The sequence below is a fragment of the Achromobacter sp. GQ309 genome, from assembly GCF_059759315.1.
Map to the genome: position 1 here is coordinate 612,616 of NZ_JCAXDP010000004.1, position 22,665 is coordinate 635,280.

Sequence of the window (22,665 nt, forward strand, 5' to 3'; positions counted from 1 at the left end):
TGCTAAAGTGCCTTCCCTTCCTCCAGTTCCTGCGGCGACGTCCGAGTGGGGCATGCCCGGTCCGCGCCGCAACACCGCCACTTTCGCGCATGAAAAAAGCTGTACTGCTGGCCGCCGTCGCGGCAGGGTTGGCCGCGGGGGCCGCGCTCGGCGTGTTTGTGCCGCGCTGGCTGGCGCCGTCCGCCGCTCCCGCCCCGGTCACCACCAAATCTCAAGCCGCGCCCGCCGCGCCGTCCCGCGTGGCCGTGGCCGCCGTCCAGGAAATCCCCTTTGCACGCGGCCTGTCCGCAGTGGGCAGCCTGCGTTCCGATGAGTCCGTCGTCCTGCGCCCCGAAGTGGCCGGGCGCATCCAGGCCATTGATTTCAAAGAAGGCCAGCCCGTCAAGCAGGGTCAGTTGCTCATCCGCCTGGACGATTCGGTGCCGCGCGCTGAACTTGCGCAGGCGCGCGCGAACCTCACGCTGGCGCAAAGCCATTACCGCCGCGCCGTCGAGCTGCAGGGCAAGGGCTTCGTCAGCCAGCAGGCGCGCGACGAGTCGGCCAGCACGCTGAAGGTGCAGGAGGCCGCCGTGGCGCTGGCCCAGGCGCGGCTCGACAAGATGACGATTACCGCGCCGTTCGCGGGCATCGTCGGCCTGCGCAGCGTGTCGGTGGGCGACTACGTGAACCAGGGGCAGGACCTGGCGCCGCTCGAGGCGATCGATCCGCTCAAGGTGGATTTCCGCGTGCCCGAGATGTACTTGAGCAAGGTGCGGGTCGGCCAGCAACTGACGCTGCGCCTGGACGCCTTGCCCGGCCAGGAGCGCCGGGGACTCGTCTACGCGGTCAGCCCGCTGGTCGACGCGGGCGGCCGGTCGATCCTGCTGCGCGCCACCGTGGCCAACCAGGACGGCGTGCTGCGCCCCGGCATGTTCGCGCGGGTGCAACTGCTGTTCAACGAGGACAAGGCGCTGGTCGCGCCCGAGGCCGCGCTATCGCCGTCGGGCGAAACGCAGTACGTTTACCGGGTCGAGAACGGCGTGGCGCATCGGCGCGAAGTGACCATCGGCGAGCGCCGCGAGGGCCGTGTCGAGATCCTGACCGGCGTCGCCCTGAACGACCAGCTGGTGGTCTCGGGCCTGCAGCGCGTGACCGATGGCGCGCCCGTGACCATCGTGGGCAACGGCCAATAGCCGGCCCCTTACCCTTTCAGCGATAGCGCCATGCGTATCTCGGAAACCTGTATCAAGCGCCCGGTGTTCGCGTCGGTCCTGTCGCTGATCATCGTGCTGATCGGCCTGATCTCGTATTCGCGCCTGACGGTGCGCGAATACCCCAAGATCGACGAACCCATCGTGTCGGTCGACACCACGTACAAGGGCGCCTCACCCGAGGTGATCGAATCGCAGGTGACCAAGCCGCTGGAAGACCAGCTGGCCGGCATCGAAGGCGTCAACGTGATGACCTCGCGCAGCCGGTCAGAGCGCAGCCAGATCAACATCAAGTTCAACCTGACGCGCGACCCGGACGCCGCGGCGGCCGAAGTCCGCGACAAGGTCTCGCGCGCGCGGCGCTTTCTGCCGGATGAGATCGACGAGCCCATCATCGGCAAGGTCGAGGCGGATTCCCAGCCCATCATCTACATCGCGGTGGAATCCGGATCGTTCTCGGCCATCCAGACGTCCGACTACATCAACCGCTATATCAAGACCCGTCTGTCGGTGCTGCCGGGGGCGGCGGAAGTGCGCGTCTTTGGCGAGCGGCTGCCGTCCATGCGCATCTACGTCGACCGCGACAAGCTGGCCGCGTACGGCCTGACGGTGCAGGACGTCGAGGCCGCGCTGCGCAGCCAGAACGTGGAAATTCCGGCGGGGCGCATTGAATCGCGCGCGCGGGAATTCTCGGTGGTGTCCGCGACCGACCTGCAGACGCCGGCCCAATTTGAAGACGTGATCGTCGCCAACGTGAAGGGCTATCCGGTGCGGATGCGCGACGTGGCCAAGGTTGAGATCGCGGCAGCCAATGACCGCATCCTGTCCCGCTTCAATGGCAAGCCCGCCATCAACATCGGCGTCACGCGGCAGTCCACCGCCAACCCGCTGGAACTGTCCAAGGCGGCGCGCCAGGAAGTCGCCCGGCTGAACGAGACCCTGCCGGCCGGCATGAAGCTGAACATCGCGTACGACTCGTCCGTGTTCATCGAGCGGTCGATCGATTCCGTGTTCCACACCATCATCGAGGCCATCGTGCTGGTGGTGCTGGTGATCTTCTTCTTCCTGCGCAACCTGCGCGCCAGCATCATTCCCATCGTCACCATCCCGGTGTCGCTGGTGGGCGCGTGTGCGCTGATGTACCTGTTCGGCTTTTCCATCAACACGCTGACCCTGCTGGCCATGGTGCTGGCGATCGGCCTGGTGGTGGACGACGCGATCGTGGTTCTGGAGAACATCTACCGCCACATCGAGGACGGGATGCCACGCAAGGAAGCGGCGCTGCGCGGCTCCAAGGAAATCGGCTTTGCGGTGGTCGCCATGACCATGACGCTGGTCACCGTGTATGCGCCGCTGGCGTTCGCCACGGGGCGCACCGGCCGGCTGTTCATTGAGTTCGCGCTGGCGCTGGCCGGCGCGGTGCTGGTGTCGGGCTTCGTGGCGCTGACGCTCACGCCCATGATGTGTTCCGTGCTGTTGCGGCACGAGACCAGCCATAGCCGCTGGTACAACCTGATCGAAGGCTGGCTGAACGGCATGAGCAACGGCTATCGCCGCATGCTGGGCGCGTCGCTGCGGCATCGTTGGATCGTCGTGGTGATCGGCCTGGCCGTGGCCGCGGGCAGCGGCGTGCTGTTCAAGGTGGTCAAGAGCGAGCTGGCGCCGGTCGAGGACCGCGGCGTGGTGTTCGGCATCGTGAACGCGCCCGAGGGCGCGACCCTGAACTACACGCTGGACAGCATGCTGGGCATCGAGAAGTTCTATGCCGACATTCCGGAAGCCAGCGGCAGCCAGGTCACGGTGGGCTTTCCCACGGTCACGGACGGCACGGCGATCCTGCGCTTGAAGCCCTGGGAAGAACGCGAGCGCAAGCAGCAGACCATCACGCAGCAGTTGCAGCCGCAGTTCGCGTCGCTGCCGGGCGTGCGCGCCTTTCCCACCAATCCGCCATCGCTGGGCCAGTCGGCCCGATCCAAACCGGTGGAGTTCATCATCATGAGCCAGGCCTCGTACGAAGAGCTGTCGCGGCTGACCCAGATTTTCCTGACCGAGCTGCGCAAGTATCCCGGCCTGCTGAACCTGGACACCGATCTGCGCCTGAACACCCCGGAGCTTCGCGTGCGTGTGGACCGAGACAAGATGGCCGACGTGGGCGCCAACGTGGACGTCGTGGGCCGCACGCTGGAATCGATGCTGGGCGGCCGCCAGGTCACCCGCTACAAGGACGAAGGCGAGCAGTACGACGTGATCGTGCAGGTCACGCCGCGCGACCGCGCCAATCCCACCGACATTTCAGGCATCTATGTGCGCGCGCGCGACGGCAGCATGGTCCAGTTGGACAACCTGCTGGGCGTGCACGAAGGCGTGTCGCCGCAGTCGCTCAACCACTTCAACCGCCTGCGCGCCGTGAAGATCGACGCGGCTGTCGCGCCCGGCTATGCGCTGGGCGAAGTGCTGGAACACATGCACCAGGTGGCGCGCGAGGTCCTGCCGAACACGATCATCACGGACCTGGACGGCCAGTCGCGCGAGTTCCGCGATTCGTCGGGCAGCATCTATCTGGTGTTCGCGATGGCGCTGGCGTTCATTTATCTGGTGCTGGCCGCGCAGTTCGAAAGCTGGCGCAATCCGTTCATCATCATGCTGTCGGTACCGCTGTCCATGACGGGCGCATTGCTGGCGCTGTGGCTGACGGGCGGCACGCTGTCCATCTACAGCCAGATCGGGCTTATTACATTGGTCGGCCTGATCACCAAGCACGGCATCCTGATCGTGGAATTCACGAATCAGTTGCGCGACGAGGGCAGGGAGCTGTTCGAGGCCGTGGTCGAAGCCAGCGTGCTGCGCCTGCGACCCATTCTGATGACGACGGGCGCCATGGTGCTGGGTACTGTCCCTCTGGCGCTGTCCACCGGCGCGGGCGCGGAATCGCGGCAGCAGATCGGCTGGGTTCTGGTCGGCGGGCTGTTGCTGGGTACACTACTGACCTTGTTCGTCGTGCCGGTGGCCTACACGCTGATTGCCACCGCACGCAAGAAGGCAGGCGAGTCCGGCAGCGAAGCGCATCAATCGCACACGCCGCCAGCCTCGCAGCCTCAAGCATCGGAATAAACCCTTCGGAATAGACCCGTCGGAATCGACGGGTCGGAATCGTTATGCGCCAGATCATCTTTGACACTGAAACCACCGGACTGGACCCTGCACAGGGTCATCGCATCGTCGAAATCGGCTGCGTGGAGCTCGTCAACCGGATGGCCACGGGCAACAACCTGCACATCTATCTGAATCCGGACCGCGACAGCGATCCCGAGGCACTCGCGGTGCACGGGCTGACCACCGAGTTCCTGTCGGACAAGCCGCGCTTTTCCGAGGTTGCGGACGAATTCGTCAAGTTCATCCAGGGCGCCGAGCTGATCGCGCACAACGCCGCGTTCGACGTGAAGTTCTTCAACGCCGAGCTTGCCAAGACCGGGCGCGGTCCCATCACCGAGTTCTGCGAGACCGTCACCGACTCGCTGCTGCATGCCCGGTCGCTGTTCCCCGGCAAGCGCAACTCGCTGGACGCGCTGTGCGACCGCTTCGGCATCTCGAACGCGCACCGTACGCTGCACGGCGCATTGCTCGACTCGCAGCTTCTGGCCGAAGTCTGGCTGGCGATGACGCGCGGCCAGGACGCGCTGTTGATCGACGTGGACGACAACGCGGGCACCGGCAGCGATGGCCTGGTGCTGGCAAAGTTCGACGCATCGGGGCTGCCGGTGCTGTACGCCAACGCCGAAGAGCTGGCCGAGCACGAAGCTTACGTGGCTGCGCTGGACAAGAGCGTGGGCGGCGAGAGCATCTGGCGCAAGCTCGATGCGCCTGTGGCGGCATCCGCTTGAAAGTTTTCCCGAGGCGACTTGCGCACGTTTAAAAATTCGTGCTATTATTTCGCCTCTTTCGGGGTGGTTAGCTCAGTGGTAGAGCACTGCCTTCACACGGCAGGGGTCACTGGTTCGAACCCAGTACTACCCACCAAAGACCTTCTAGGGCTTCACAGCCTTTGAAGAGCCCCAAAAGACAAAGCCCGGTTCGCAGTAGTAATTCAGCGATATCGGTTTTGTTATTCGGGCAATAAATACTTTGGGCAGTAAATATGTCGGGCAGTAACGCCCAAGCAAAAAGCCAACCTTCATCGGTTGGCTTTTTTGTTTTCGATTCATTAATCTTCTTCTGATCTGTCGCAATCGGCCAGCTTTCGGTTGCGCCAAGCCTGTTCCACGCCTGTCTATCATCGATAAAACGGCGAATGACTGCCGAGCAAAACAGGAGAAGGCCATGGGTCCGCATACCAACACCATGCTCATCATCATCTGCACCGGCGTGGCGCTCATGTTGATCGGCTTCGGGTTTCGTGACCGCAATCTCGGCATGACCCTGATGGGCCTGGGCCTTGTCACCGCGATCGGCGCGATCATCTACAAGGCATACATCACCTTCTATTGACCGCTGATAACTGACCGCGGGCCCTGCCGGCGGTTTTCAGCTTTTCTGCGCCTGCTGGCGGGCCACCCGCGCGAGCAGCGTGTCGAGCTGGTTCGCGAACGCCTTGCGGTCGGACTGGCTGAACGACGACGGGCCGCCCGTGTCCACGCCGCTGGCGCGCAGTTCTTCCATCATGTCCCGCATCGCCAGCCGTTCGCGGATGGTTTCCGGCGAATAGCGTTCGCCGCGGGGATTGAGCGCCATCGCGCCTTTTTCCAGCACCTGCGCAGCCAGCGGAATGTCGCCGGTGATGACCAGGTCGCCTTTTTCCGCCCGCTCCACGATATGCGCGTCGGCCACGTCAAAGCCGCGCGGCACCTGCACGGCCCGGATCAGCGGCGACGGCGGCGTGTAGAGCGCCTGGTTGGCCACCAGCGTCAAAGGCACCTGCCAGCGCTGCGCGGCGCGGAACAGGATGTCCTTGATGACGGCGGGGCAGGCGTCCGCGTCGACCCAGATGTGCATCGCTCACTTGCCCAGCGCTTTCTCGAGCGCCTCGGCCACGAGGTCGTTGGTCGATACGCCGCGTTCGGCAGCGGCGGCGCGCAGCTTGTCGGCCTGCGCCTGCGACAGCTTCAGCGGGAAGGGCACCAGGCCGGCGGCCTGATCCAGCTTGCGCTGCTCGCGGCGGTCGGGCACTTGGGACGAGGCGCCAAAGCGGTCGGGCGTCGCCGATTGCTTGAGCTGGCCGGCCAGCTTGAGGGCCTGGTTCTTTTGAAGATCGAATTTGTTCATCGGAATTCCTGATAGGGAGCGCCATCATAGACGCAACGCGCGTCAGCGCGGTTTGGCGTGCTCCAGTTGGGCGATTCCCTCCTCGGCGCCGTCGTGCAGCGGCACGCTCAGGCCGAGCCGGGCGGTGGCCGCCGATACCTGCGAGCCCTGCGTCGACCCGGCCACCAGCAGGTCCTGGCCGGCCTGGTAAACCGCGCGCACGACCACAAGCGCTTCGTCGCGCGTGAGGTCGGTGGTGGTCAGCATCAGCGCCGCCACGCCCACCGTGGGGATGCGTTCCTGCTGATTGGGATACGTGCCGGCCGCGATGTCCAGCGGCATCAGCACGCTGTCGCCGGCCGTGAGGGTCTTGATCGCATCGGCGTCGAGCGGCAGCAGCTTGAGCTGCGCGGGAATCAGCGCGTCGCGCAGCGGCGTGGCCGGCACGCCGATCACCTGGGCGGCGGCGTCCACCGCCCCGGATTGCAGCAGCGGCAGGGCGGCAACAAACTGGGTGTCGGACACTTGGTAATCGCGCCCGGCCTGCAGGCCATGCGCCGCCAGCACGGTTTGCAATGTGGCCCGCACGGCCGACCCTTCCGGACCGAGCGCGATCGTCTTGCCCTTCAGGTCCCGCACACCGCGAATCGCGGGATCGTCGCGCACGACGATATGGACCATCTCCGGATACAGACTCCCCAGCGCGCGCAGGCCGGGAAACGGCCCTTGTCCCGCGAAGGGACCCGTGCCTTCGTAGGCCATCTGCGCGGTATCGGCCTGCGCCAGGCCGACGACGGCGTCGCCGCTGCGCAGCAATGCGATGTTGTCGGCCCCGCCGCCGGTGATGAGCGGCGACACCCGGATCTGGCGCGCGCGCGCCACGTCGCTCAGGGCGCGGGAAAAGGCCAGGTACTCGCCGCGGTCCGGACCGCCGGCCAACGGATAACCCTGCTGGAGCCGGGAAAGCCGGCCATTGATGCGCGCGACCGAGCGTTCCAGCTCCTGCTGGACCACATGCTGGGCCGTACTGGACGCGCTGTAGGTTACCGAGTGGGTGATCTGGTCGAGCGTGTCCAGCAGCTGGCGCGTGACGGGCGGCGGCGCCCCGGTATCCAGTGACGGCGCCTCGGCCGCCTTGAAGCCTGCGGGCGACACCAGCTTCCACGCGCCGTCCGCTTCGCGGTAGATGGCGCTGGCGTGGGCAATGATGCGATCGCCGGCCTTGTTGCCGCCGGACTTCACGCCGCTGATGCTGCGCGGACCGGCGCCCAGCAACGTCACCAGCGACGCCGCGCCGGGCTGATCCCATGCGCCCAGCGAAATGTCGCGGGTCAGTTCCAGGTCGATGTCGTAGTACACGACGCGCCGGGTTTCGCCCGCCGGGGCGGTGCTGTCCGTGGCCGACCCCATGCGCTTGAGATCCGCGATGCGGAACAGGTCCTGCCCATAGGTCGCATCCAGGCTGCGCGTGACGTCCACGCGCAGGGCGTCCGCGTCGGGCGCGCGGCCGCACGCGGCCAGCACCGCGCACAGCAGGACCATCAAGAGTCTTTTGAACATGGCTACATCCCTCCCACGAACGGCAAGGAAATCAGCGAACTCAGGACGATCACGTTCAGGATGTCCACCAGGAAGGCCCCGGTGACGGGGACCACGATGAAGGCTTCCGGCGCCGGACCGTGGCGGCGCGTGAGCGCCTGCATGTTGGCGATGGCGGTGGCGGTGGCGCCCAGCGCGAAGCCGCAGAATGCCGCGGACATGATGGCGGCCTCGTAGTCGCGCTTGAGCAGCCGGAACACCACCCAGGCGGCATACAGCGCGCAGACCAGCGTCTGCACCGCCAGCATCAGCGCCAGCGGACCGGCCAAGCGCGCGACGCTGGACAGGTCCAGCGTCATCATCGTCATGCCCAGAAACAGCGATAGCGAGATCGTGCCGATGATGTCGGTGGCGCGATCGTCGAGCCGGATGCCCACCAGCGGCCCTGCATTGCGGATGAGTACCCCGGTCGCAAGGCACCACAGGAAGTTGGGCAGGCTGACCGGGGCATCTTCCACCAGCGCTGCCAGCATGCCGCCGACGACCAGGCAGACGAACGCGGCGGTCATGGACAGGATGAACGTACCGGGGGTGGGCGGCTGATGCGTTTCATTCAGGTCGGCGGCCTGGTGGCCTTCGGCCGCGGTGTGGTCCAGGCTGCCCGACACTTTGTGGCGGCGCATGATCCATTCCGCCACGGGGCCGCCCACCACGCCGCCCAGCACCAGTCCCAGCGTCGCCGCCGTCATGGCCAGCGGCATGACGTCCTGGATGTTGTTGAAGTCGGCAAAGCGCGTCGCGTAGGCCGCGCCGGTGCCGTGACCGCCCACCAGCGTGATCGTGCCGCCCAGCAGGCCCATGAGCGGATGCATGTCCAGCAGCCATGCCATGCCCAGCCCCACGGCGTTCTGCAGGACCAGAAACGGAATCAACGCGAGGAGAAAGGCGATGAGACGGGGCCCGCCGCGCGCCAGCAGCTTGAGGTTGGCGGTAAGCCCGATGCAGCCGAAGAACAGCAGCAGCAGCGTGGGCTTGATGCTGGTCTCCAGCGAGACGGCGACGCCGCCCCAGGTGGACAACAGATAGGCCAATACGGCGAACAGCAGGCCGCCTACGATGGGGTCCGGAATGCTGTAGCGCGCGAGAACGCCGATGCGCGTGGTCATGACCCGTCCGATGACGAGCACGAGGCAGCAGGCGAGGAGGGATTGGACGGGCGAAAGGGAGATCATATGAACCTTCGCGCCCCGCCGGGGCGCAGCAAGACTAGCTGTTCAAACCCGATGTTCAAGCCCGCTGTTCAGGCCATCTTCCGCCGCATCGTTCGCGGACTGCGAAGCTATCTTACGTCCAGGCCAGTGCACCTGTACACGGGGTGGGGGACGCCGTCAGGCGCGCAACGGGCGTGCGGCCGGGAAGGGAAAGTCGCGCGACATGTAACTGGCGCCCTCGCCGTAGCCCGCCAGTTTTTCGGCCAGACCCGGCGTCTGCGGCGCGAGCGGCGCGTAGCCATGACGCAACCAATAGCCGGCCGCCGATGCCAGCGACACCAGGCTGGCGCGCGTCAGGCCGTTGTCCATGGCGCTTGCGGCGGCGGCGCCCACCAGCGCCTGACCCACGCCCGTGCCTTGCGCCGCCGGCACGACCGCGCAGTCATGCAGAAACCAGTGATCGGCCCGCGCCGGCAGCGCGGCTAGCGGCACGTCCAGGGCGGGGGGCAGGCCCGCGTCCCACGGGTAGGAAATCAGGTAGCCCAGCAACCCGCCCGAAGACATTGGCGTGCCGGGCTGGGCAACCCAGCAGTATTGCGGCGCAAGCGCGAGACGGTTCAGGAAGAAGCCGGCACCTTCCAGCAGGAACTGAGGATAGGCAAGGGCCTGGGCCTGCAGGATGGCGTCCACATCGCTGACCCGCATGGGACGGACTTGGTATTGCATGACAACCGGAAGACTGGAGATGCCCGTCATTTTAGCGGCCAGGCGCGGGCCGGCATTTCATGAAAATTCGACGAGCCCCTGCGCATACTGCACCGCATCGTGTCCCGTATTCCGTCATTGCAGAACCCCATGCACATCCAGTTCCGGTCCGACCCGCCAGCGCCGCAGGTGCTGGCAAAATCCCTGCCGCTCAGGTCCGTGTGGCCGCCGCAGGCCGCCGACGTGCCGTATGACATCCGCGTCACCTGCGTGATTCCGTGCCTGAACGAGTGCGAGAACCTGCGCGTGCTGCTGCCGCTGCTGCGCAACCGGCTCTCCGCGCTGTGCACCAGCTGGGAGATCATCGTGGCCGACGACGGCAGCACCGACGGCACGGACGCGCTGATGGCCGAATGGACCGAGCACGAAGGCTTTCGCCACGTGCAGTTGTCCCGCAATTTCGGCAAGGAGGCGGCGCTGAGCGCAGGTCTGGAAGCCGCCAGCGGCAACGTGGTCATCTGCCTGGACGCCGACCTGCAGCATCCGCCCGCGTTGATCGAGCTGATGTTGGCGCGATGGGCCGCGGGGGCCGAGATGGTGTACGCCGTGCGGCGCGACCGCGCCGACGAATCCTGGCTCAAGCGCTCGGGCGCGCGCTGGTTTTATCAGTTGCTCAGCAACGCACGCGGCGTGCAGGTGCCAGCGCACGCCGGCGACTTCCGGCTGATGGACCGCAGCGTGGTCGATGCGCTGATCGCGCTGCCCGAGCGCACCCGCTTCATGAAGGGCCTGTATGCCTGGGTCGGCTTCAAGGGCGAGGCCGTGCCCTACACGCCGGACGAGCGCATGCACGGGACCAGCACCTATAGCGGGCTGCGCCTTTTTCGCCTGGCGCTTGACGGCCTGACGGCATTCACGACGTGGCCGCTGCGCATGGTCAGCCTGGTGGGCGTGGCGTTTGCCGTGCTGGCGCTGGCCTATGCGGCCTTTCTCGTGGGTGATTACCTGATGTCCGGCAACGCTGTCTCCGGGTGGACGACCATCGTCACCGCGGTGCTGTTCTTTGCGGGCGTCAATCTGATCTCGCTGGGCGTGGTGGGCGAATACGTGGCCCGCATCTTCGACGAGGTGAAGGGCCGTCCGCTGTTCGTCGTGCGGCGCAGCCGCGGCCGACCCGCTGGCAAGGCGCAGGGCTGATGATGGCGGACTACAGCACACCGGCGCGCTCCGAATGGACCCCGCCGACAGGACGGTTCTTGCTGGCCGTCGGCATCTGGCTGGCCTGGCTGGCGTGGATGCGGCCGCTGACCTTGCCCGATGAAGGGCGCTATGCCGGCGTGGCCTGGGACATGCTGCGCAGCGGCTCACACGCCGTGCCGCTGCTGGACGGCATGCCTTACTTTCACAAGCCGCCGCTGTACTACTGGCTGACCGAGCTGTCGTTCTCGGTGTTCGGCGTGCATCCGTGGGCGGCGCGCGTGCCGTCTTGGCTGGCCGCCTGGGGCGCTGCCGCCGGGTTGTACGTTTTCGTGCGGCGTCATCGCGATGCGTTTGCCGCCACGCTGACCGTGCTGGCGCTTTGCACCATGCCGTTCTTCTATGGGGGCGCGCAGTTTGCCAACCTGGATATGCTGGTTGCGGGCCTCATCACGCTGTGCGTCCTGGCCGCCGCTGAAACCGCGCTGCGCGTCGAACGCGGGGAAGGGGCGCGCGGGATGTCCGTCGCTGCCGCGGCGCTGGCCGCGCTGGCCGTGCTGGCCAAAGGGCTGATCGGGTTGGTGCTGCCGGGCGCCATCCTGCTGCTCTGGCTGGTCTGGGAACGGCGGTGGCACGGGCTGGCGGCACTGTTCTGGCCGCCGGCGCTGCTGGTGTTCGTGGCCGTCGCCGCGCCGTGGTTCGTGCTGATGCAGGTGCGGTATCCCGGCTTCTACGACTATTTCTTCGTCTATCAGCATTTCCAGCGCTTCGCCGCCAGCGGCTTCAACAACGCCCAGCCGTTCTGGTTCTACCTGCCGGTGCTGGCTGGCCTGAGCCTGCCGTGGTCATTGTGGGGCGGCGGCATCCTGCGCCGCGCCTACTGGGCACCCGGTCCCGCGCGCAGCCTGCGGCGCCTGGCGGCGGTGTGGTTCGCCGTGGTGGTGGTGTTCTTTTCATTGCCGCATTCCAAGCTGGTCGGCTATGTGTTGCCGGCGTTGGCGCCGCTGGCCTTTCTGCTGGCCGAGGTCATCCTGTCGGCGTGGCGTGGCCAGACCGGCGTGATGACGCCGCGGCTGGTGCGCATCAGCGCCGCCGTCGCGGCGGGAATCTGCGTCATCGCGGTGGGTGTTGCGGCGTTCAATGCCCGAGGCAGCGCCGCGCCGCTGGCCACGCTGGTGCGGCAGGAGGCGCGGCCGGACGACACCTTTGTCTCGCTGCACGCCTACCCCTTCGATCTGGCGCTGTACGCGCGTGCGCCGCGGCCCACGTGGGTCGTGGACGACTGGCGCAATCCTGAAGTGCCGGTGCGCGACAACTGGCGCAAGGAACTGTACGACGCCGCCAAGTTCGATCCGGTCACCGGGGCGCAGGTGCTGGTCAGCGCGGCCCAGTTCAATGCCCGCTTGTGCGCGGCGCCCGAGGGCTCGCAGTTCTGGGTGTGGGGCAATCATGGCGACGGCGCGGTCTACGCGCCGCTGCAAGGCGTGAAGCCTGCCGTCGCCAGTGCCCGGCATGCAATGTGGTTACTGCAGGCGGACGCGGCGCTTAAGAACCGGCTTTGTGCCGGAACGCCCACAGCCGGCTAGCGATGAATGTCGCGAACGCCAGGCCGATCAGAATCAGCGCCAGCAGCGTGTCGTACGGCACGTCGGTGGCGTGCAACAGCCAGGCGTAGGCCGTTTCATTGATCAAGAAGCCGATCGCTGAAATGAAAAGGAAACGACGGGCCGCTACGGTCCAGGGGATGGGCGAATGTCGGAACGTGAGCCGGTAATGGCCGCTGAAGGACACCACGAAGGCGACCATCCAGCCGATCAGGTTGGCCGCCAGCGGGGGGGCGCCGAACGCTTCGACGCAGCCCACGGCAACGGCCCAATGCGTTGCCGCGGCGGCGCAACCGACGGCGATGAAAAGGCTGATTTGCCGGATGAGGGCACGCATGTGGGATGTGGCGGACAGAAAGACGGAGAGGCGGCGATGAGCAAACGCGTCGTGGTGTGCGGTGATGATTTTGGCATGAATGCGGATGTCGACGAGGGCATGATTGCGCTGGCCGGCATGGGGCGCGTCAGTGCGGTCAGTTGCCTGACGCTGGGACCCACCTTCGCGGCCAACGCGCCGCGGCTCGCCGCGTTGGATGTGGACATCGGCCTGCACCTGAATCTGTCGGAAACGTTGCGCGCGGGCGCCGAACCGATGCCCGCGTTGGGCGCGCTGATCCTCAAGGCCTACGCGGGCCTGCTCGACGCGGCGTGGGTCGAGGCGCAGCTTGTCCGGCAGTTCGATGCGTTCGAGGCGGCGTTCGGCCGGGCGCCGGACTATGTGGATGGACACCAGCATGTGCATCAGCTGCCCGGCATCCGCCAGCGCTTGCTGGCATTAATGGCGCGACGTTATGGCACGCAGGCGCGCGCGCAGGCGCCCTGGCTGCGCCAGACCGCGCCCGGCATGCAGTGCGGGATGCCGCTGAGGGAGTCGGTGAAGGCGCGCGTGATCGGCGCGTTGGGGGCGTCGGCGCTGGTGCGCGAGGCCCGTTCAAGCGGCTTGCGGACCAACAGGCGGCTGCTGGGCGTCTATGCGTTCGACGGCGGCAAGCGCCGCTACGCGCACTTCTTGCAGACCTGGCTGTTCAACGCGCGCGAAGGCGATCTCGTCATGTGTCATCCGGCACTGGGCAGCGAGCGGGGCAGCGCCATGGCTCGCCAGCGGCGCGCCGAATTCGACGTGCTGGCCGATCCGAAGCTGGGTGAATGGCTGCGCGCCAATGGCGTCAGCATCACGCGCCTGGCATTGACGCACGCGGAGCCCGTGTTGCCCGTGGCGGCGCGCGCTATCCCTGCGTAAGGCTTTCCAGCAGCCAGGCGCCCGCTGGTCCCAGCGCGCGGCGCGTGGACCAGACCGCGTCGACATGGATGTGGCGCGGCCAACCCGGCACCTTCAATTCCACGAGCTGGTCGCGGCCGAAGCGCTGGATCATCCAGCGCGGCAGCTCGGTCCAGCCGAAGCCCAGGCTGGCCATTTCCAACAGCATCAGATAGCCCGGCGCCGACCACGTCGAATGGGCCGGCGTGGCCTCCTTGTCGTCCAGTTCGTAGGTGCTCAGTCGCAGCTCGCGTTCGGTCTTCAGGTGATCGGCCGTGACCGACGGCAAAGTAGCCAGCGGATGCGAGCGCCCCACGCACAGGACGATTTCGGAGCGTTCCGCCAGGCACGCGTGCGCGACGTCCGGCGGATAGCTTTCCTGCGCCGCCATCAGCCCGACGTGCGCGCGGCCCTGCTGCACCAGTGCCACCACATCCTCGTATTCCGCGATCAGGCATTCGAAGCGCAGCGCCGGATAGCGCGCGTCGATCTGGCTCAGCATGGCCTCGAACGTGCGCGACTGGAACGTGTCGGACAGCACGACCGTGAGCCGGGGTTCCAGGCCTTCGGATAACTGGCTGGCGCTGCGGTTCAGGCGATCGTTGGCGGCCAGCACCTGCAAGGCCTGCCCCAGCAGCACCTTGCCGGCGGCGGTCAGGGAAGGCTGGCGCTGACGGCGGTCGAACAGCGCGACGTTCAGGTCCACCTCGAGATTGGCGATGGTCTCGCTGATGGTGGACTGGCTCTTGCCCAGCTTGCGGGCCGCAGCCGAGAACGAGCCTTCAGAGGCGACCTGGGCGAAGGCGGCGAGGGATTCGAGTGAGTGGCGCATAAGTAGCCCGGCGGTAGGTGTATCGGTTTTTCCGATGGATATTATCTTTTTCGTACCGGAAATGTCGCGGACAATGCGGTCACTCTTCAGCAATCGACCGCAGGTGGGTCATGACCCAAGCCAAGAAAACCCTAAAAGAACGTTTCATCCACGCCTTCTTGTTCGAGATTATCGCCATCGGCCTGTGTGCGCCCGTGGCCGCGTGGGCCATGGGCAAGTCGCTGTTCGAAATGGGCGTGCTGACCGCGGTCATCGCCTGGATCGCGCTGGTCTGGAACATGATCTACAACGCTGGCTTCGACCGTGTCGAAAACCGCTTCGGCTGGACCCGTACGTTCCGCATCCGCGTACTGCACGCGTTCGGCTTCGAGTTCGGCCTGATCCTGATCGTGATTCCGCTGGCGGCCTGGTGGCTCAGCATCAGCCTGTGGGAAGCCTTCGTGCTGGACATCGCGCTGGTGCTGTTCTATCTGCCCTACGCGTTCTTCTACAACCTGGCGTACGACCGCAGCCGTCCCCGCGTGATCGCGTGGCTGTCCCGCCGCAGCGGCGCCGCTGCCGCCGGCGTCTGACGTCTCTTCAACCCTTCTTGCGCTCGTATGCCTGGCTGGCGTCCTGCATGAAGGTTCTGACAGCGGTCTCGTACTGCGTGCCGCTGCGGAAGGCGCCCGAATGCGAGGCGCCTTCTATTTTCACCAGCCGCTTCAATTCCGGCGCCACGTTGCGGGCAGCGGCAAAGAGTTCGTCGCTCATGGTGTGAGGCACCACGCGGTCGGCCGTGCCGTGCATGAACAGCATGGGCGTGTGCAACTGGGCCAGCTTGTCCACGGATGCGAACGGCTGCGTGACGAGCAGGCTGGCGCCGGGCACGTTGCCCCAGCGCAGCGTGGCCAGCATGGCGCCGATGCTGGTGAAACTGGATTCCACGATCAGGCCCGCGAAATCCGGTTGCTCGGGACGTGAGGCCAGGTCGATGGCAATTGCGCCGCCCAGGCTGTGTCCGTACACAAAGCGGCGCGCCGGATCGGGCTGCAGGCGCGCCAGTTCCTTCAGTCCCGCCATGGCGTCCTCTAGCGCGCTGTCTTCAGAGGGCAGACGCGGCGTGGACGCACCGAAGCCGCGGTAATCGATCGCCAGTATGGAATACCCCATGCGGCTCCAGCCATCGATGCGGAATGCGCTGCCATTCAGGTTCCAGCGCGCGCCGTGCAGATACAGCACGGTGGGGGCGCCTTTTTTGGGGCTGGCCAGATACCAGGCGCGGATCTTGTCGCCGTTGTCGAGCGTCAGGTCGTAGACCTGCGTTCCCGCGGCAGGGTCCCGCCACCAGGATTGCGGCTCGGACTGTGGCGAAAAAATGGTCTGGCGCTGCCAGGAATCCAGTTGGGAGCAGCCGACCACGCCGGCGGCGGCAAGCACGGCGGCGGCAAACAGGCGGCGGGCGGAGAGTCGGGGCAGGGCGGGCATGAATGATCTGACCCGGCAAGTCGGGCCGGGTTCCGGCATCAGCATACTCCGGCGCGGGCGCCGGAAGTTTGTCCCGATGTTTGCCGGTCCGGGCGCGGCCCGCCATCAGGCGGCGCCCGGGTGGACCTCGCGCGTCAACGCCAGCCATGCCTGCGCGGCATACGACAGATAACCGCCACGGCGCCACACCAGGACCATCTCCCAGTCCGTCCCCGAATCACGCAAAGGCACGCGAGCCACGCTCGCATGCAGTTCCTCGTTGGCCTTCATGCGCGGCAGAAACGCCACGCCCAGCCCCGCCGCCACCAGCGCCACGATGAAATCGATCTGACCGCTGCGCGCGGCGATGGTCGGGACGAACCCCGCCCGTTGGCACGCGTCGTGGATGATGCGGTTCAGGGCGAACCCTGTTTCGAACAGCACGAAGGGCGAGTCGCGCAGGTCGTGCAGCCCCACCGACTCGGCGCGGGCCTGTGGGTGATCGGCGGGCATCAGCGCCACCAGCGGTTCGCGCGCGACGGGCTGCCATTCGAAGTGGTCCGGCACGGGTTTGAGCGATCCCGCCAGTTCGATTTCACCGGCCATCACCATTTCGTCAAGGCGGCGGCTGCCGTGTTCGACCAGGCTGATCTCGATGCGCGGATAGCGGCTGCGAAAGCGCGCGAACATCGGCGCAAACAGCGAACTGCTGCCCAGCGGCGGCAGGCCCAGGCGCAGCACACCCCGCTTCAGGCCCTTCAGGTCATCCAGCTCGGCGTTCAGGTCGTCGCGTTCGGCCAGCATGTTCAGGGCGCGCCGATACACGATCTCGCCCGCGGCCGTCAGCCGCAGCGGCTGCGCCTGCCGGTCCAGCAAGAGCATGCCCAGCTCGACCTCTAGCTGTCGAACGGCCTTGCTGATCGTGGGTTGGGTCGCGTGGATCACTTTGGCCGCCTGGGAGAAACCGCCTTGTCTGACGACCTCCACCAACGCGCGCAACGTTCGCAGTTCCATCGCTATGCCAGTTTGGAATAAATGGGATTCATCGAATTCATTTTATCTATGCGCCTATGAAGCGTAAAACAAGGGCTTGCCGCTGGATCTTCGTCTCATGCCCCGCTTTCGCTATTCCGTCCTCATCCGCAGCGCGCTGCGCCGCAGCCGTTTGCTGCAGATTGCATTGATCGTCCTTTTTTCCGTGCTGGGCCAGGCAATGGCGCAGGCCTCAGGGATGCCGGTGCCAGGCGGCGTCATCGGAATGGCGCTGGTGCTGATCCTGCTGGCGACGCGGCGATTGCGCGTGCGCAACGTGCAGCGCGGGGCGAGCTGGCTGCTGGGGGAAATGCTGCTGTTCTTCGTGCCGGCGGTGATGTCGTTGCTGGACCACCGCGAATTTCTCGGCCTGCTCGGCGTGAAGCTGCTCGCCGTGATCCTGCTCGGCACGGCGCTTGTCATGGCCGGCACGGCGCTGACGATCGATCTTTGCTATCGCTGGATGAACCGCCGTGCGGCCTGAATTCAACCTGCTGTTCTGGCCGGCGGCCACCGTCGCCGCGTATGTCTGCGCGCGCCTGTTCTACCGCCGCTTCGCCTATTGGTGGACATCCACCCTGGTCGTCGCGCCCGCGCTTCTGCTGACGCTGGCCATCCTGCTGCATACCGGCTATCGCGACTACATGTCCGGCTCGCACTGGCTGATGGCCATGCTGGGCCCGGTCATCGTGGCGTTCGCGCTGCCGCTCTACGAGCAGCGGGCGCTGATCCGGCGGTACTGGCCGGTATTGGCCGCGGGCGTGGCCGTGGGCAGCGGCATCGCGGGCATCAGCGCGTGGTTGCTGGGCAGCCTGCTGGACTTGCCGCCGGACCTGCGGCTCAGCCTGCTGCCGCGCTCGGTCGCCACGCCGTTCGCGATCGCGGTGTCTTCCCACGTGGGCGGGGTGCCTGACCTGACGGCGGTCTTCGTCATCGTCACGGGCGTCTTCGGTGCGGCCATCGGCCAGCTCATGTGCCGCTGGCTGCCGCTGCGCTCGGCGCTGGCGCGCGGCGCGCTGTTTGGCATGGGCGCACATGGCGCCGGCACGGCCAAGGCCCGCGAGCTTGCCGCCGAAGAAGGCGCGGTCGCGGGCCTGGTGATGGTGATGGCGGGCCTGTTCAACGTGCTGGTCACGCCGGCCGTCGTGGTGGGATTGCTGGCCTGAGCCGCTGTTCAGTGCAGCAGTTCCAGCGCGACCGGATACAGCGAGGCGACAAGCAGCAGAGCCATGCCCACATTGAAGGCGCGGATCGCGGCGGGCCGGTGCAGGACGCGGCGCAGGGCTGTACCGAACGTCACCCAGATGCCGATGCTGGGCAGGTTGACGATGCCGCAGACCAGCGTCGCGATCACCAGATTGGCAAAGAATCCGTTTTGCGGCGTATAGGTGGCCACCACGCCCACCGCCATCACCCAGGCCTTGGGATTGACCCACTGGAAGGCGGCGGCCTGCAGGAACGTGAACGGTTTGCCGCGCGCCTCGCCCTCGTCCAGCGGACCCGAGGTGGCGATCTTCCAGGCGAGGTAAAGCAGATAGGCCGCGCCAGCATACTTCAGGATGGTGTAGAGGACAGGGGTCTGTTGAAACACCGAGCCCAGGCCCACACCGACCAGAAAAATCATCAGCGTGAAGCCCAGATTCACGCCCAGCAGGTGCGGCACGCTGCGCCGGAATCCGAAGTTCAGGCCCGACGACGCCAGCATCACGTTGTTGGGGCCGGGCGTGATTGAACTGACCAGTGCAAACAGCGCCAGCGGACCCAGGAGGGAAAGCGAGGCCAGCGGGACGTCGGCCCAATTGGCGGGAAACAGGTTCATGTCGGGGTCCTTACGATGGCGCGGCGTCCGCCGGCAATAACGGCGATCACGGCGGCGGCAAACACGAACGTCGTCGCCTCCACGGTTTCGCCAAACAGCAAAGCAGCGGCCACGACGGTAAGGAAGGGTTGCAGCAATTGCACTTGTCCGACCCGGGCAATTCCGCCGGCGGCCAAGCCGCGATACCAGGCGAAAAATCCCAGGAACATTGAGCCGAAAGCCAGGTAGGCGAAGGCGGCAACCACATCGGAACTGGGCCAGTGGGGCTGCTGCGCCGCCATCCAGCCGACGGGCAGGGCAACCACCGGTGCGCTGATGGTCAGCGCCCAACATATTGTGCGCCAACCGCCCAGCGTGCGCGAGGCCCGCGCACCCTCGGCGTACCCCATTCCGCCCAGCACCACCGCCACCAGCAGCCACAGGTAGCCGGCCGTCAGCGTGCCTTCGCCCTGGCGCAGCGCATAGGCGGTGACTAGCGCGGCGCCGGCGACGGCCCAGCCCCAGAAGGCGGCGGACGGACGCTCGCCGCTACGCAGGGCGGCAAAGGCGGCGGTGGATAGCGGCAGCAGGCCGTTGAAGACAGCGCCCTGCGACGAGGGCACCGTCTGCATCGCCATCGACGAGGCCAGCGGCCAACCCACGACGATGCCCAGCGCTGCCAGAATCACGCCCGGCCATTCCTGCCGGTTGGGCCGGCGGCTTCGGGTGAGCCACAGCAGGGCGATGGCGGGCAGGGCGGCGATGAGCGCACGGCCCAATCCGACCAGCAAGGGCGACAACTCGGCCACCGCCACGCGGGTCATTGGCAGGGTCAGCGAAAACACCAGCACGCCCAGGAAACCGTAGCCGTATCCCTCCCAGAGGGAAGTCGAGGCGGCGGAGGCGGCCGAAGGCGTGGCATAAAGCGCGGGACGGGACATGACGGCACCGTAAAAAGTGACATGGCCGCAGCGCCTGCGGTTGCAGGTTTGCGGCATTGCTGTCACTCTACGCACAGCCGTCAGTACAGTACCGGTACACCTTTGCAGTCACTTTAATCACTGGCCTGGTCAAATCTCCATGACAGTTGCTCACTCCCCCCCTTCTTCCCTGCCTTGGCAGCCCGTGCGCCAGGCCGATGCCACGCTGGTGGCGCAACTGGCCGATGGCCTGGCCCGCCGCATTGACGAGCAGGGCCTGCGGCCCGGCACGCGCCTGCCGTCCATCCGCAAAATGGCCGAACAGTCGGGCGTCAGCCGTTTTACCGTCGTCGAAGCCTACGACCGCCTCGTGGCGCGCGGGCTGGTGCAGTCGCGCCGGGGCGCGGGGTTTTTCGTAAAGGCGCGCAGCGGCCCGCTGACGGCAGTGGCCGCGGCCGCGCCCAGCACGCTCGCGCCGCCCGCGCGGGTCGACATCGCGTGGCTGCTGCGCAGCATGTTCCGGGAATCGACCGCGCCGGGCATGCCGGGCGGCGCGGGCTTGCTGCCCGCAGACTGGCTGGATCCCGACATGGTGGCGGGGGCCGTGCGCGCCGTGGGCCGCTCGGTGCGCGCCAACCTCGTCAGCTACGGCAGCCCCCAGGGCTTCGCGCCGCTGCGCCAGCAGATTGCGGCGGTCCTGCAGAACGAGGGCGTGCCCGCCCATCCCGAGCTCAACCTGCTCACGACCAACGGCGTCACCCACGGGCTGGACCTCATCGCGCGCCATCTGGTCAAGCCGGGCGATACCGTCCTGGTCGAGGATCCGGCCTGGTTCGTGATCTTCGGCCGGCTGGCGGCCTTTGGCGCCCGCCTGATCGGCGTGCCGCGCGGCCCGGACGGCCCCGATCTCGACCTGCTCGAGCAACTGGCCGCGCAGCACAAGCCCAAGCTCTTCATCATCAATGGCTCGGTCCACAATCCCACTGGCCACACCCTGTCCGCGGGAGCGGCCTACGGCATTCTGCGCATCGCCGAGCGCCACGATTTCATGGTGGTCGAAGACGACACCTACGGCGAGCTGCATCCGGGAGGCGCCATCAAGCTCGCCGCGCTGGACCGGCTTAACCGCGTCATCTACGTGGGCGGCTATTCCAAGATGCTGGCGGCCAGTCTTCGTGTCGGCTATTTGGCCGCCAATTCCGAACTGCTGCAGAAGCTGGCCGACCTGAAAATGCTGGCGGGTCTGACCTCGCCCGAACTCGGCGAGCGCGTCGTGCACCGCGTCCTCATGGAAGGGCAGTACCGGCGGCATATCGAGCGCGTGCGGCACCGGGTCGATGACGCGCGCCAGCGGTGCATGAAAGGGCTGCTGAAACTGGGCCTGACCATCCCGCACGAGCCGCACGGGGGCATGTTCGTCTGGGCCGATTGCGGGCGCGATTCCGAGGTGCTGGCGCGCGAAGCCGCTGACCGCGGCCTGCTGCTGGCGCCCGGCACGTTGTTTTCGCCGACGCAGGCGCCGTCCACCATGCTGCGCTTTTCGGTATCCGTTGCCGACCACCGGGGAATCTGGGCCGAACTGGAAAAACTTTTCGCGCAGAACGGGTCCTACAATCAATAATTCCGAGCCACATCGCCAGTCACCGAAGGAACCGTCATGTCCGCACCCATCAAGCCTCTCACCCAGAACTTTGCCGTCGCCCCGCAACTGGGTCCCGACGACATGGCCGACGTGGCCGCCGCCGGCTACAAGAGCGTCATCATCAACCGCCCCGATTTCGAGGGCGGTCCTGACCAGCCCACCGCCGCCGACGTGTCGCGCGCCGCGCAGGAAGCCGGTCTGCAGATCGAATACCAGCCCGTCGTGGGAAGCGCCATGACGGCCGCCGACGTCGCGCGCTTTGCGGAACTGCTGCGCACCCTGCCGGGCCCGGTCCTGGCATACTGCCGCACCGGCACCCGCTGCACGAACCTGTTCGCGGCTGCCCAGCAGTTGGGATAAACCCGGCCTTGACCCTCGTCAAGGCCGCCGGTTCGACGGATGTGGACCCGGCGGCTTTCCGGTAGCATAAAGATTCCTTTAAAACAGGAGCAGGCAAGATGTTCAAGAAGATCCTGATTCCCACCGACGGTTCTCCGCTCTCGGCGCAAGCCGCCAACGCAGGTATCTGCTTCGCGCGCTCGGTTGGCGCCGAAGTCGTCGCCCTCTACGTGACGCAGCCGTTCGCGGCCACCATCGGTTTTGACGGCATGGCCGCAGCCTATGCCATCACCGACGAAGACTACGAAAAGGCCTCCGCCGAGCAAGCCGACAAGTACCTCAAGCAGATCATCGACCGCGCCGACACTGCCGGCGTCAAAGCCGATGCGCGCGCGGTGTCCAACTTCAACGTCGCCGACGGCATCGTTCAGGCCGCCACCGACGCCGGCTGCGACCTGATCTTCATCGGCAGCCACGGCCGCAGCGGCCTGTCGCGCCTGCTGCTGGGCAGCGTCACCGCCAAGGTGCTGTCGCTGGCCACCACCGCCGTGCTGGTGTATCGCGTCAAGGAAGACAAGAAGTAATTGCGCGCCAAAGTGGTGCGCGCTGCGCGCCGCCGTATGCGCCACGGCCCCTCCGTCGGAGGGGCTTTTTTATGCGCCGCGCATGCGCTTATACGTTGGTATGGCGGGGGCAAACTCATTGCCCTCGCAA

General features: G+C 66.6%; 25 protein-coding genes and 1 tRNA gene. 14 read left to right on the forward strand and 12 right to left on the reverse strand.

Features of this window, described 5'->3' with window-relative positions:
- Window positions 1-89 precede the first annotated feature (89 nt).
- From AC6CIE_RS16010 to AC6CIE_RS16025, 4 genes are all read left to right on the forward strand, one after another.
- Window positions 90-1,172 (forward strand): efflux RND transporter periplasmic adaptor subunit, encoded by a 1,083-nt coding sequence (locus AC6CIE_RS16010; protein WP_175186377.1) that lies wholly within the window; start codon window positions 90-92, stop codon window positions 1,170-1,172.
- 30 nt (window positions 1,173-1,202) lie between these two features.
- Window positions 1,203-4,301: an efflux RND transporter permease subunit gene (locus AC6CIE_RS16015; protein ID WP_218342152.1), complete on the forward strand. Its 3,099-nt coding sequence runs from the start codon at window positions 1,203-1,205 to the stop codon at window positions 4,299-4,301.
- A gap of 44 nt (window positions 4,302-4,345) precedes the next feature.
- The gene (gene dnaQ, locus AC6CIE_RS16020; RefSeq protein WP_175125405.1) at window positions 4,346-5,071 is read left to right on the forward strand and encodes a DNA polymerase III subunit epsilon; all 726 of its coding nucleotides are present in this window, start codon (window positions 4,346-4,348) and stop codon (window positions 5,069-5,071) included.
- Between the two features lie 61 nt (window positions 5,072-5,132).
- Window positions 5,133-5,207, forward strand: a tRNA-Val gene (locus tag AC6CIE_RS16025).
- Here AC6CIE_RS16025 and AC6CIE_RS16030 read toward each other — a convergent pair.
- A complete protein-coding gene (locus AC6CIE_RS16030; protein ID WP_498092812.1) occupies window positions 5,178-5,519 on the reverse strand; it encodes a hypothetical protein in 342 nt (113 codons plus the stop codon). The two genes, AC6CIE_RS16025 and AC6CIE_RS16030, sit on opposite strands and share 30 nt — an antisense overlap.
- On the opposite strand from AC6CIE_RS16030, the gene AC6CIE_RS16035 reads away from it, so the two are divergent.
- Window positions 5,508-5,675, forward strand: a complete 168-nt coding sequence (locus tag AC6CIE_RS16035; protein ID WP_175125403.1) for a hypothetical protein — start codon at window positions 5,508-5,510, stop codon at window positions 5,673-5,675. The genes AC6CIE_RS16030 and AC6CIE_RS16035 overlap by 12 nt on opposite strands.
- A 36-nt stretch (window positions 5,676-5,711) precedes the next feature.
- On the opposite strand, the gene AC6CIE_RS16040 is transcribed toward AC6CIE_RS16035, so the two are convergent.
- The 5 genes from AC6CIE_RS16040 to AC6CIE_RS16060 all read right to left on the reverse strand — a co-directional run bounded on the left by AC6CIE_RS16040 (window position 5,712) and on the right by AC6CIE_RS16060 (window position 9,883).
- Entirely contained in the window at window positions 5,712-6,179 is a 468-nt protein-coding gene (locus AC6CIE_RS16040; RefSeq protein ID WP_343738698.1) for a YaiI/YqxD family protein, read from the reverse strand.
- Window positions 6,180-6,182: 3 nt separating this feature from the next.
- On the reverse strand, window positions 6,183-6,449 hold the full coding sequence (locus AC6CIE_RS16045) for a ribbon-helix-helix protein, CopG family (protein WP_175139078.1): 267 nt from the start codon (window positions 6,447-6,449) through the stop codon (window positions 6,183-6,185).
- A gap of 42 nt (window positions 6,450-6,491) precedes the next feature.
- Entirely contained in the window at window positions 6,492-7,988 is a 1,497-nt protein-coding gene (locus AC6CIE_RS16050; protein ID WP_498092815.1) for a TAXI family TRAP transporter solute-binding subunit, read from the reverse strand.
- A gap of 2 nt (window positions 7,989-7,990) precedes the next feature.
- Window positions 7,991-9,199: a sodium/glutamate symporter gene (gene gltS / locus AC6CIE_RS16055; RefSeq protein WP_175186380.1), complete on the reverse strand. Its 1,209-nt coding sequence runs from the start codon at window positions 9,197-9,199 to the stop codon at window positions 7,991-7,993.
- Between the two features lie 156 nt (window positions 9,200-9,355).
- Window positions 9,356-9,883 carry a GNAT family N-acetyltransferase gene (locus AC6CIE_RS16060; protein WP_239214325.1) on the reverse strand — a complete coding sequence of 176 codons (528 nt, stop codon included), beginning with the start codon at window positions 9,881-9,883 and terminating at the stop codon, window positions 9,356-9,358.
- Window positions 9,884-10,033: 150 nt separating this feature from the next.
- Here AC6CIE_RS16060 and AC6CIE_RS16065 point away from each other — a divergent pair, with 150 nt between their 5' ends.
- Window positions 10,034-11,080, forward strand: a complete 1,047-nt coding sequence (locus AC6CIE_RS16065) for a glycosyltransferase family 2 protein (RefSeq protein WP_175139075.1) — start codon at window positions 10,034-10,036, stop codon at window positions 11,078-11,080.
- Between the two features lie 2 nt (window positions 11,081-11,082).
- The gene (locus tag AC6CIE_RS16070; RefSeq protein WP_498092862.1) at window positions 11,083-12,666 is read left to right on the forward strand and encodes an ArnT family glycosyltransferase; all 1,584 of its coding nucleotides are present in this window, start codon (window positions 11,083-11,085) and stop codon (window positions 12,664-12,666) included.
- On the opposite strand, the gene AC6CIE_RS16075 is transcribed toward AC6CIE_RS16070, so the two are convergent.
- Window positions 12,626-13,021, reverse strand: a complete 396-nt coding sequence (locus AC6CIE_RS16075; protein WP_175186381.1) for a GtrA family protein — start codon at window positions 13,019-13,021, stop codon at window positions 12,626-12,628. The two genes, AC6CIE_RS16070 and AC6CIE_RS16075, sit on opposite strands and share 41 nt — an antisense overlap.
- Window positions 13,022-13,057: 36 nt before the next feature.
- On the opposite strand from AC6CIE_RS16075, the gene AC6CIE_RS16080 reads away from it, so the two are divergent.
- Entirely contained in the window at window positions 13,058-13,924 is an 867-nt protein-coding gene (locus AC6CIE_RS16080) for a ChbG/HpnK family deacetylase (protein WP_498092818.1), read from the forward strand.
- On the opposite strand, the gene AC6CIE_RS16085 is transcribed toward AC6CIE_RS16080, so the two are convergent.
- The gene (locus tag AC6CIE_RS16085; RefSeq protein ID WP_239214316.1) at window positions 13,911-14,774 is read right to left on the reverse strand and encodes a LysR family transcriptional regulator; all 864 of its coding nucleotides are present in this window, start codon (window positions 14,772-14,774) and stop codon (window positions 13,911-13,913) included. The genes AC6CIE_RS16080 and AC6CIE_RS16085 overlap by 14 nt on opposite strands.
- A 110-nt stretch (window positions 14,775-14,884) precedes the next feature.
- Here AC6CIE_RS16085 and AC6CIE_RS16090 point away from each other — a divergent pair, with 110 nt between their 5' ends.
- The gene (locus AC6CIE_RS16090) at window positions 14,885-15,346 is read left to right on the forward strand and encodes a multidrug/biocide efflux PACE transporter (protein WP_175125384.1); all 462 of its coding nucleotides are present in this window, start codon (window positions 14,885-14,887) and stop codon (window positions 15,344-15,346) included.
- Between the two features lie 7 nt (window positions 15,347-15,353).
- Here AC6CIE_RS16090 and AC6CIE_RS16095 read toward each other — a convergent pair whose 3' ends face one another.
- Window positions 15,354-16,241, reverse strand: coding sequence for an alpha/beta hydrolase (locus tag AC6CIE_RS16095; RefSeq protein WP_218342138.1), 888 nt, complete (start codon window positions 16,239-16,241; stop codon window positions 15,354-15,356).
- 105 nt (window positions 16,242-16,346) lie between these two features.
- Window positions 16,347-17,234 carry a LysR family transcriptional regulator gene (locus AC6CIE_RS16100; protein ID WP_498092821.1) on the reverse strand — a complete coding sequence of 296 codons (888 nt, stop codon included), beginning with the start codon at window positions 17,232-17,234 and terminating at the stop codon, window positions 16,347-16,349.
- 97 nt (window positions 17,235-17,331) lie between these two features.
- On the opposite strand from AC6CIE_RS16100, the gene AC6CIE_RS16105 reads away from it, so the two are divergent.
- Together AC6CIE_RS16105 and AC6CIE_RS16110 are read left to right on the forward strand one after the other, a co-directional pair.
- Window positions 17,332-17,736, forward strand: a complete 405-nt coding sequence (locus AC6CIE_RS16105; RefSeq protein WP_498092823.1) for a CidA/LrgA family protein — start codon at window positions 17,332-17,334, stop codon at window positions 17,734-17,736.
- Complete coding sequence (locus AC6CIE_RS16110) at window positions 17,726-18,418, forward strand: LrgB family protein (protein ID WP_343738408.1); 693 nt, start codon at window positions 17,726-17,728, stop codon at window positions 18,416-18,418. The genes AC6CIE_RS16105 and AC6CIE_RS16110 overlap by 11 nt, the downstream gene beginning before the upstream one ends.
- 8 nt (window positions 18,419-18,426) lie before the next feature.
- On the opposite strand, the gene AC6CIE_RS16115 is transcribed toward AC6CIE_RS16110, so the two are convergent.
- Window positions 18,427-19,071: a LysE family translocator gene (locus AC6CIE_RS16115; protein ID WP_175139069.1), complete on the reverse strand. Its 645-nt coding sequence runs from the start codon at window positions 19,069-19,071 to the stop codon at window positions 18,427-18,429.
- Complete coding sequence (locus tag AC6CIE_RS16120) at window positions 19,068-19,991, reverse strand: DMT family transporter (protein ID WP_498092826.1); 924 nt, start codon at window positions 19,989-19,991, stop codon at window positions 19,068-19,070. Before AC6CIE_RS16120 ends, AC6CIE_RS16115 begins: the two co-directional genes overlap by 4 nt.
- Window positions 19,992-20,130: 139 nt before the next feature.
- Between AC6CIE_RS16120 and AC6CIE_RS16125 the strand changes: the two genes are divergently transcribed.
- The 3 genes from AC6CIE_RS16125 to AC6CIE_RS16135 all read left to right on the forward strand — a co-directional run bounded on the left by AC6CIE_RS16125 (window position 20,131) and on the right by AC6CIE_RS16135 (window position 22,535).
- Window positions 20,131-21,591 (forward strand): aminotransferase-like domain-containing protein, encoded by a 1,461-nt coding sequence (locus tag AC6CIE_RS16125; protein WP_414631319.1) that lies wholly within the window; start codon window positions 20,131-20,133, stop codon window positions 21,589-21,591.
- Between the two features lie 36 nt (window positions 21,592-21,627).
- Window positions 21,628-21,972 (forward strand): protein tyrosine phosphatase family protein, encoded by a 345-nt coding sequence (locus tag AC6CIE_RS16130; RefSeq protein WP_062838528.1) that lies wholly within the window; start codon window positions 21,628-21,630, stop codon window positions 21,970-21,972.
- A 98-nt stretch (window positions 21,973-22,070) separates the two neighbouring features.
- Entirely contained in the window at window positions 22,071-22,535 is a 465-nt protein-coding gene (locus AC6CIE_RS16135; RefSeq protein WP_175125369.1) for a universal stress protein, read from the forward strand.
- Window positions 22,536-22,665 lie beyond the last annotated feature (130 nt).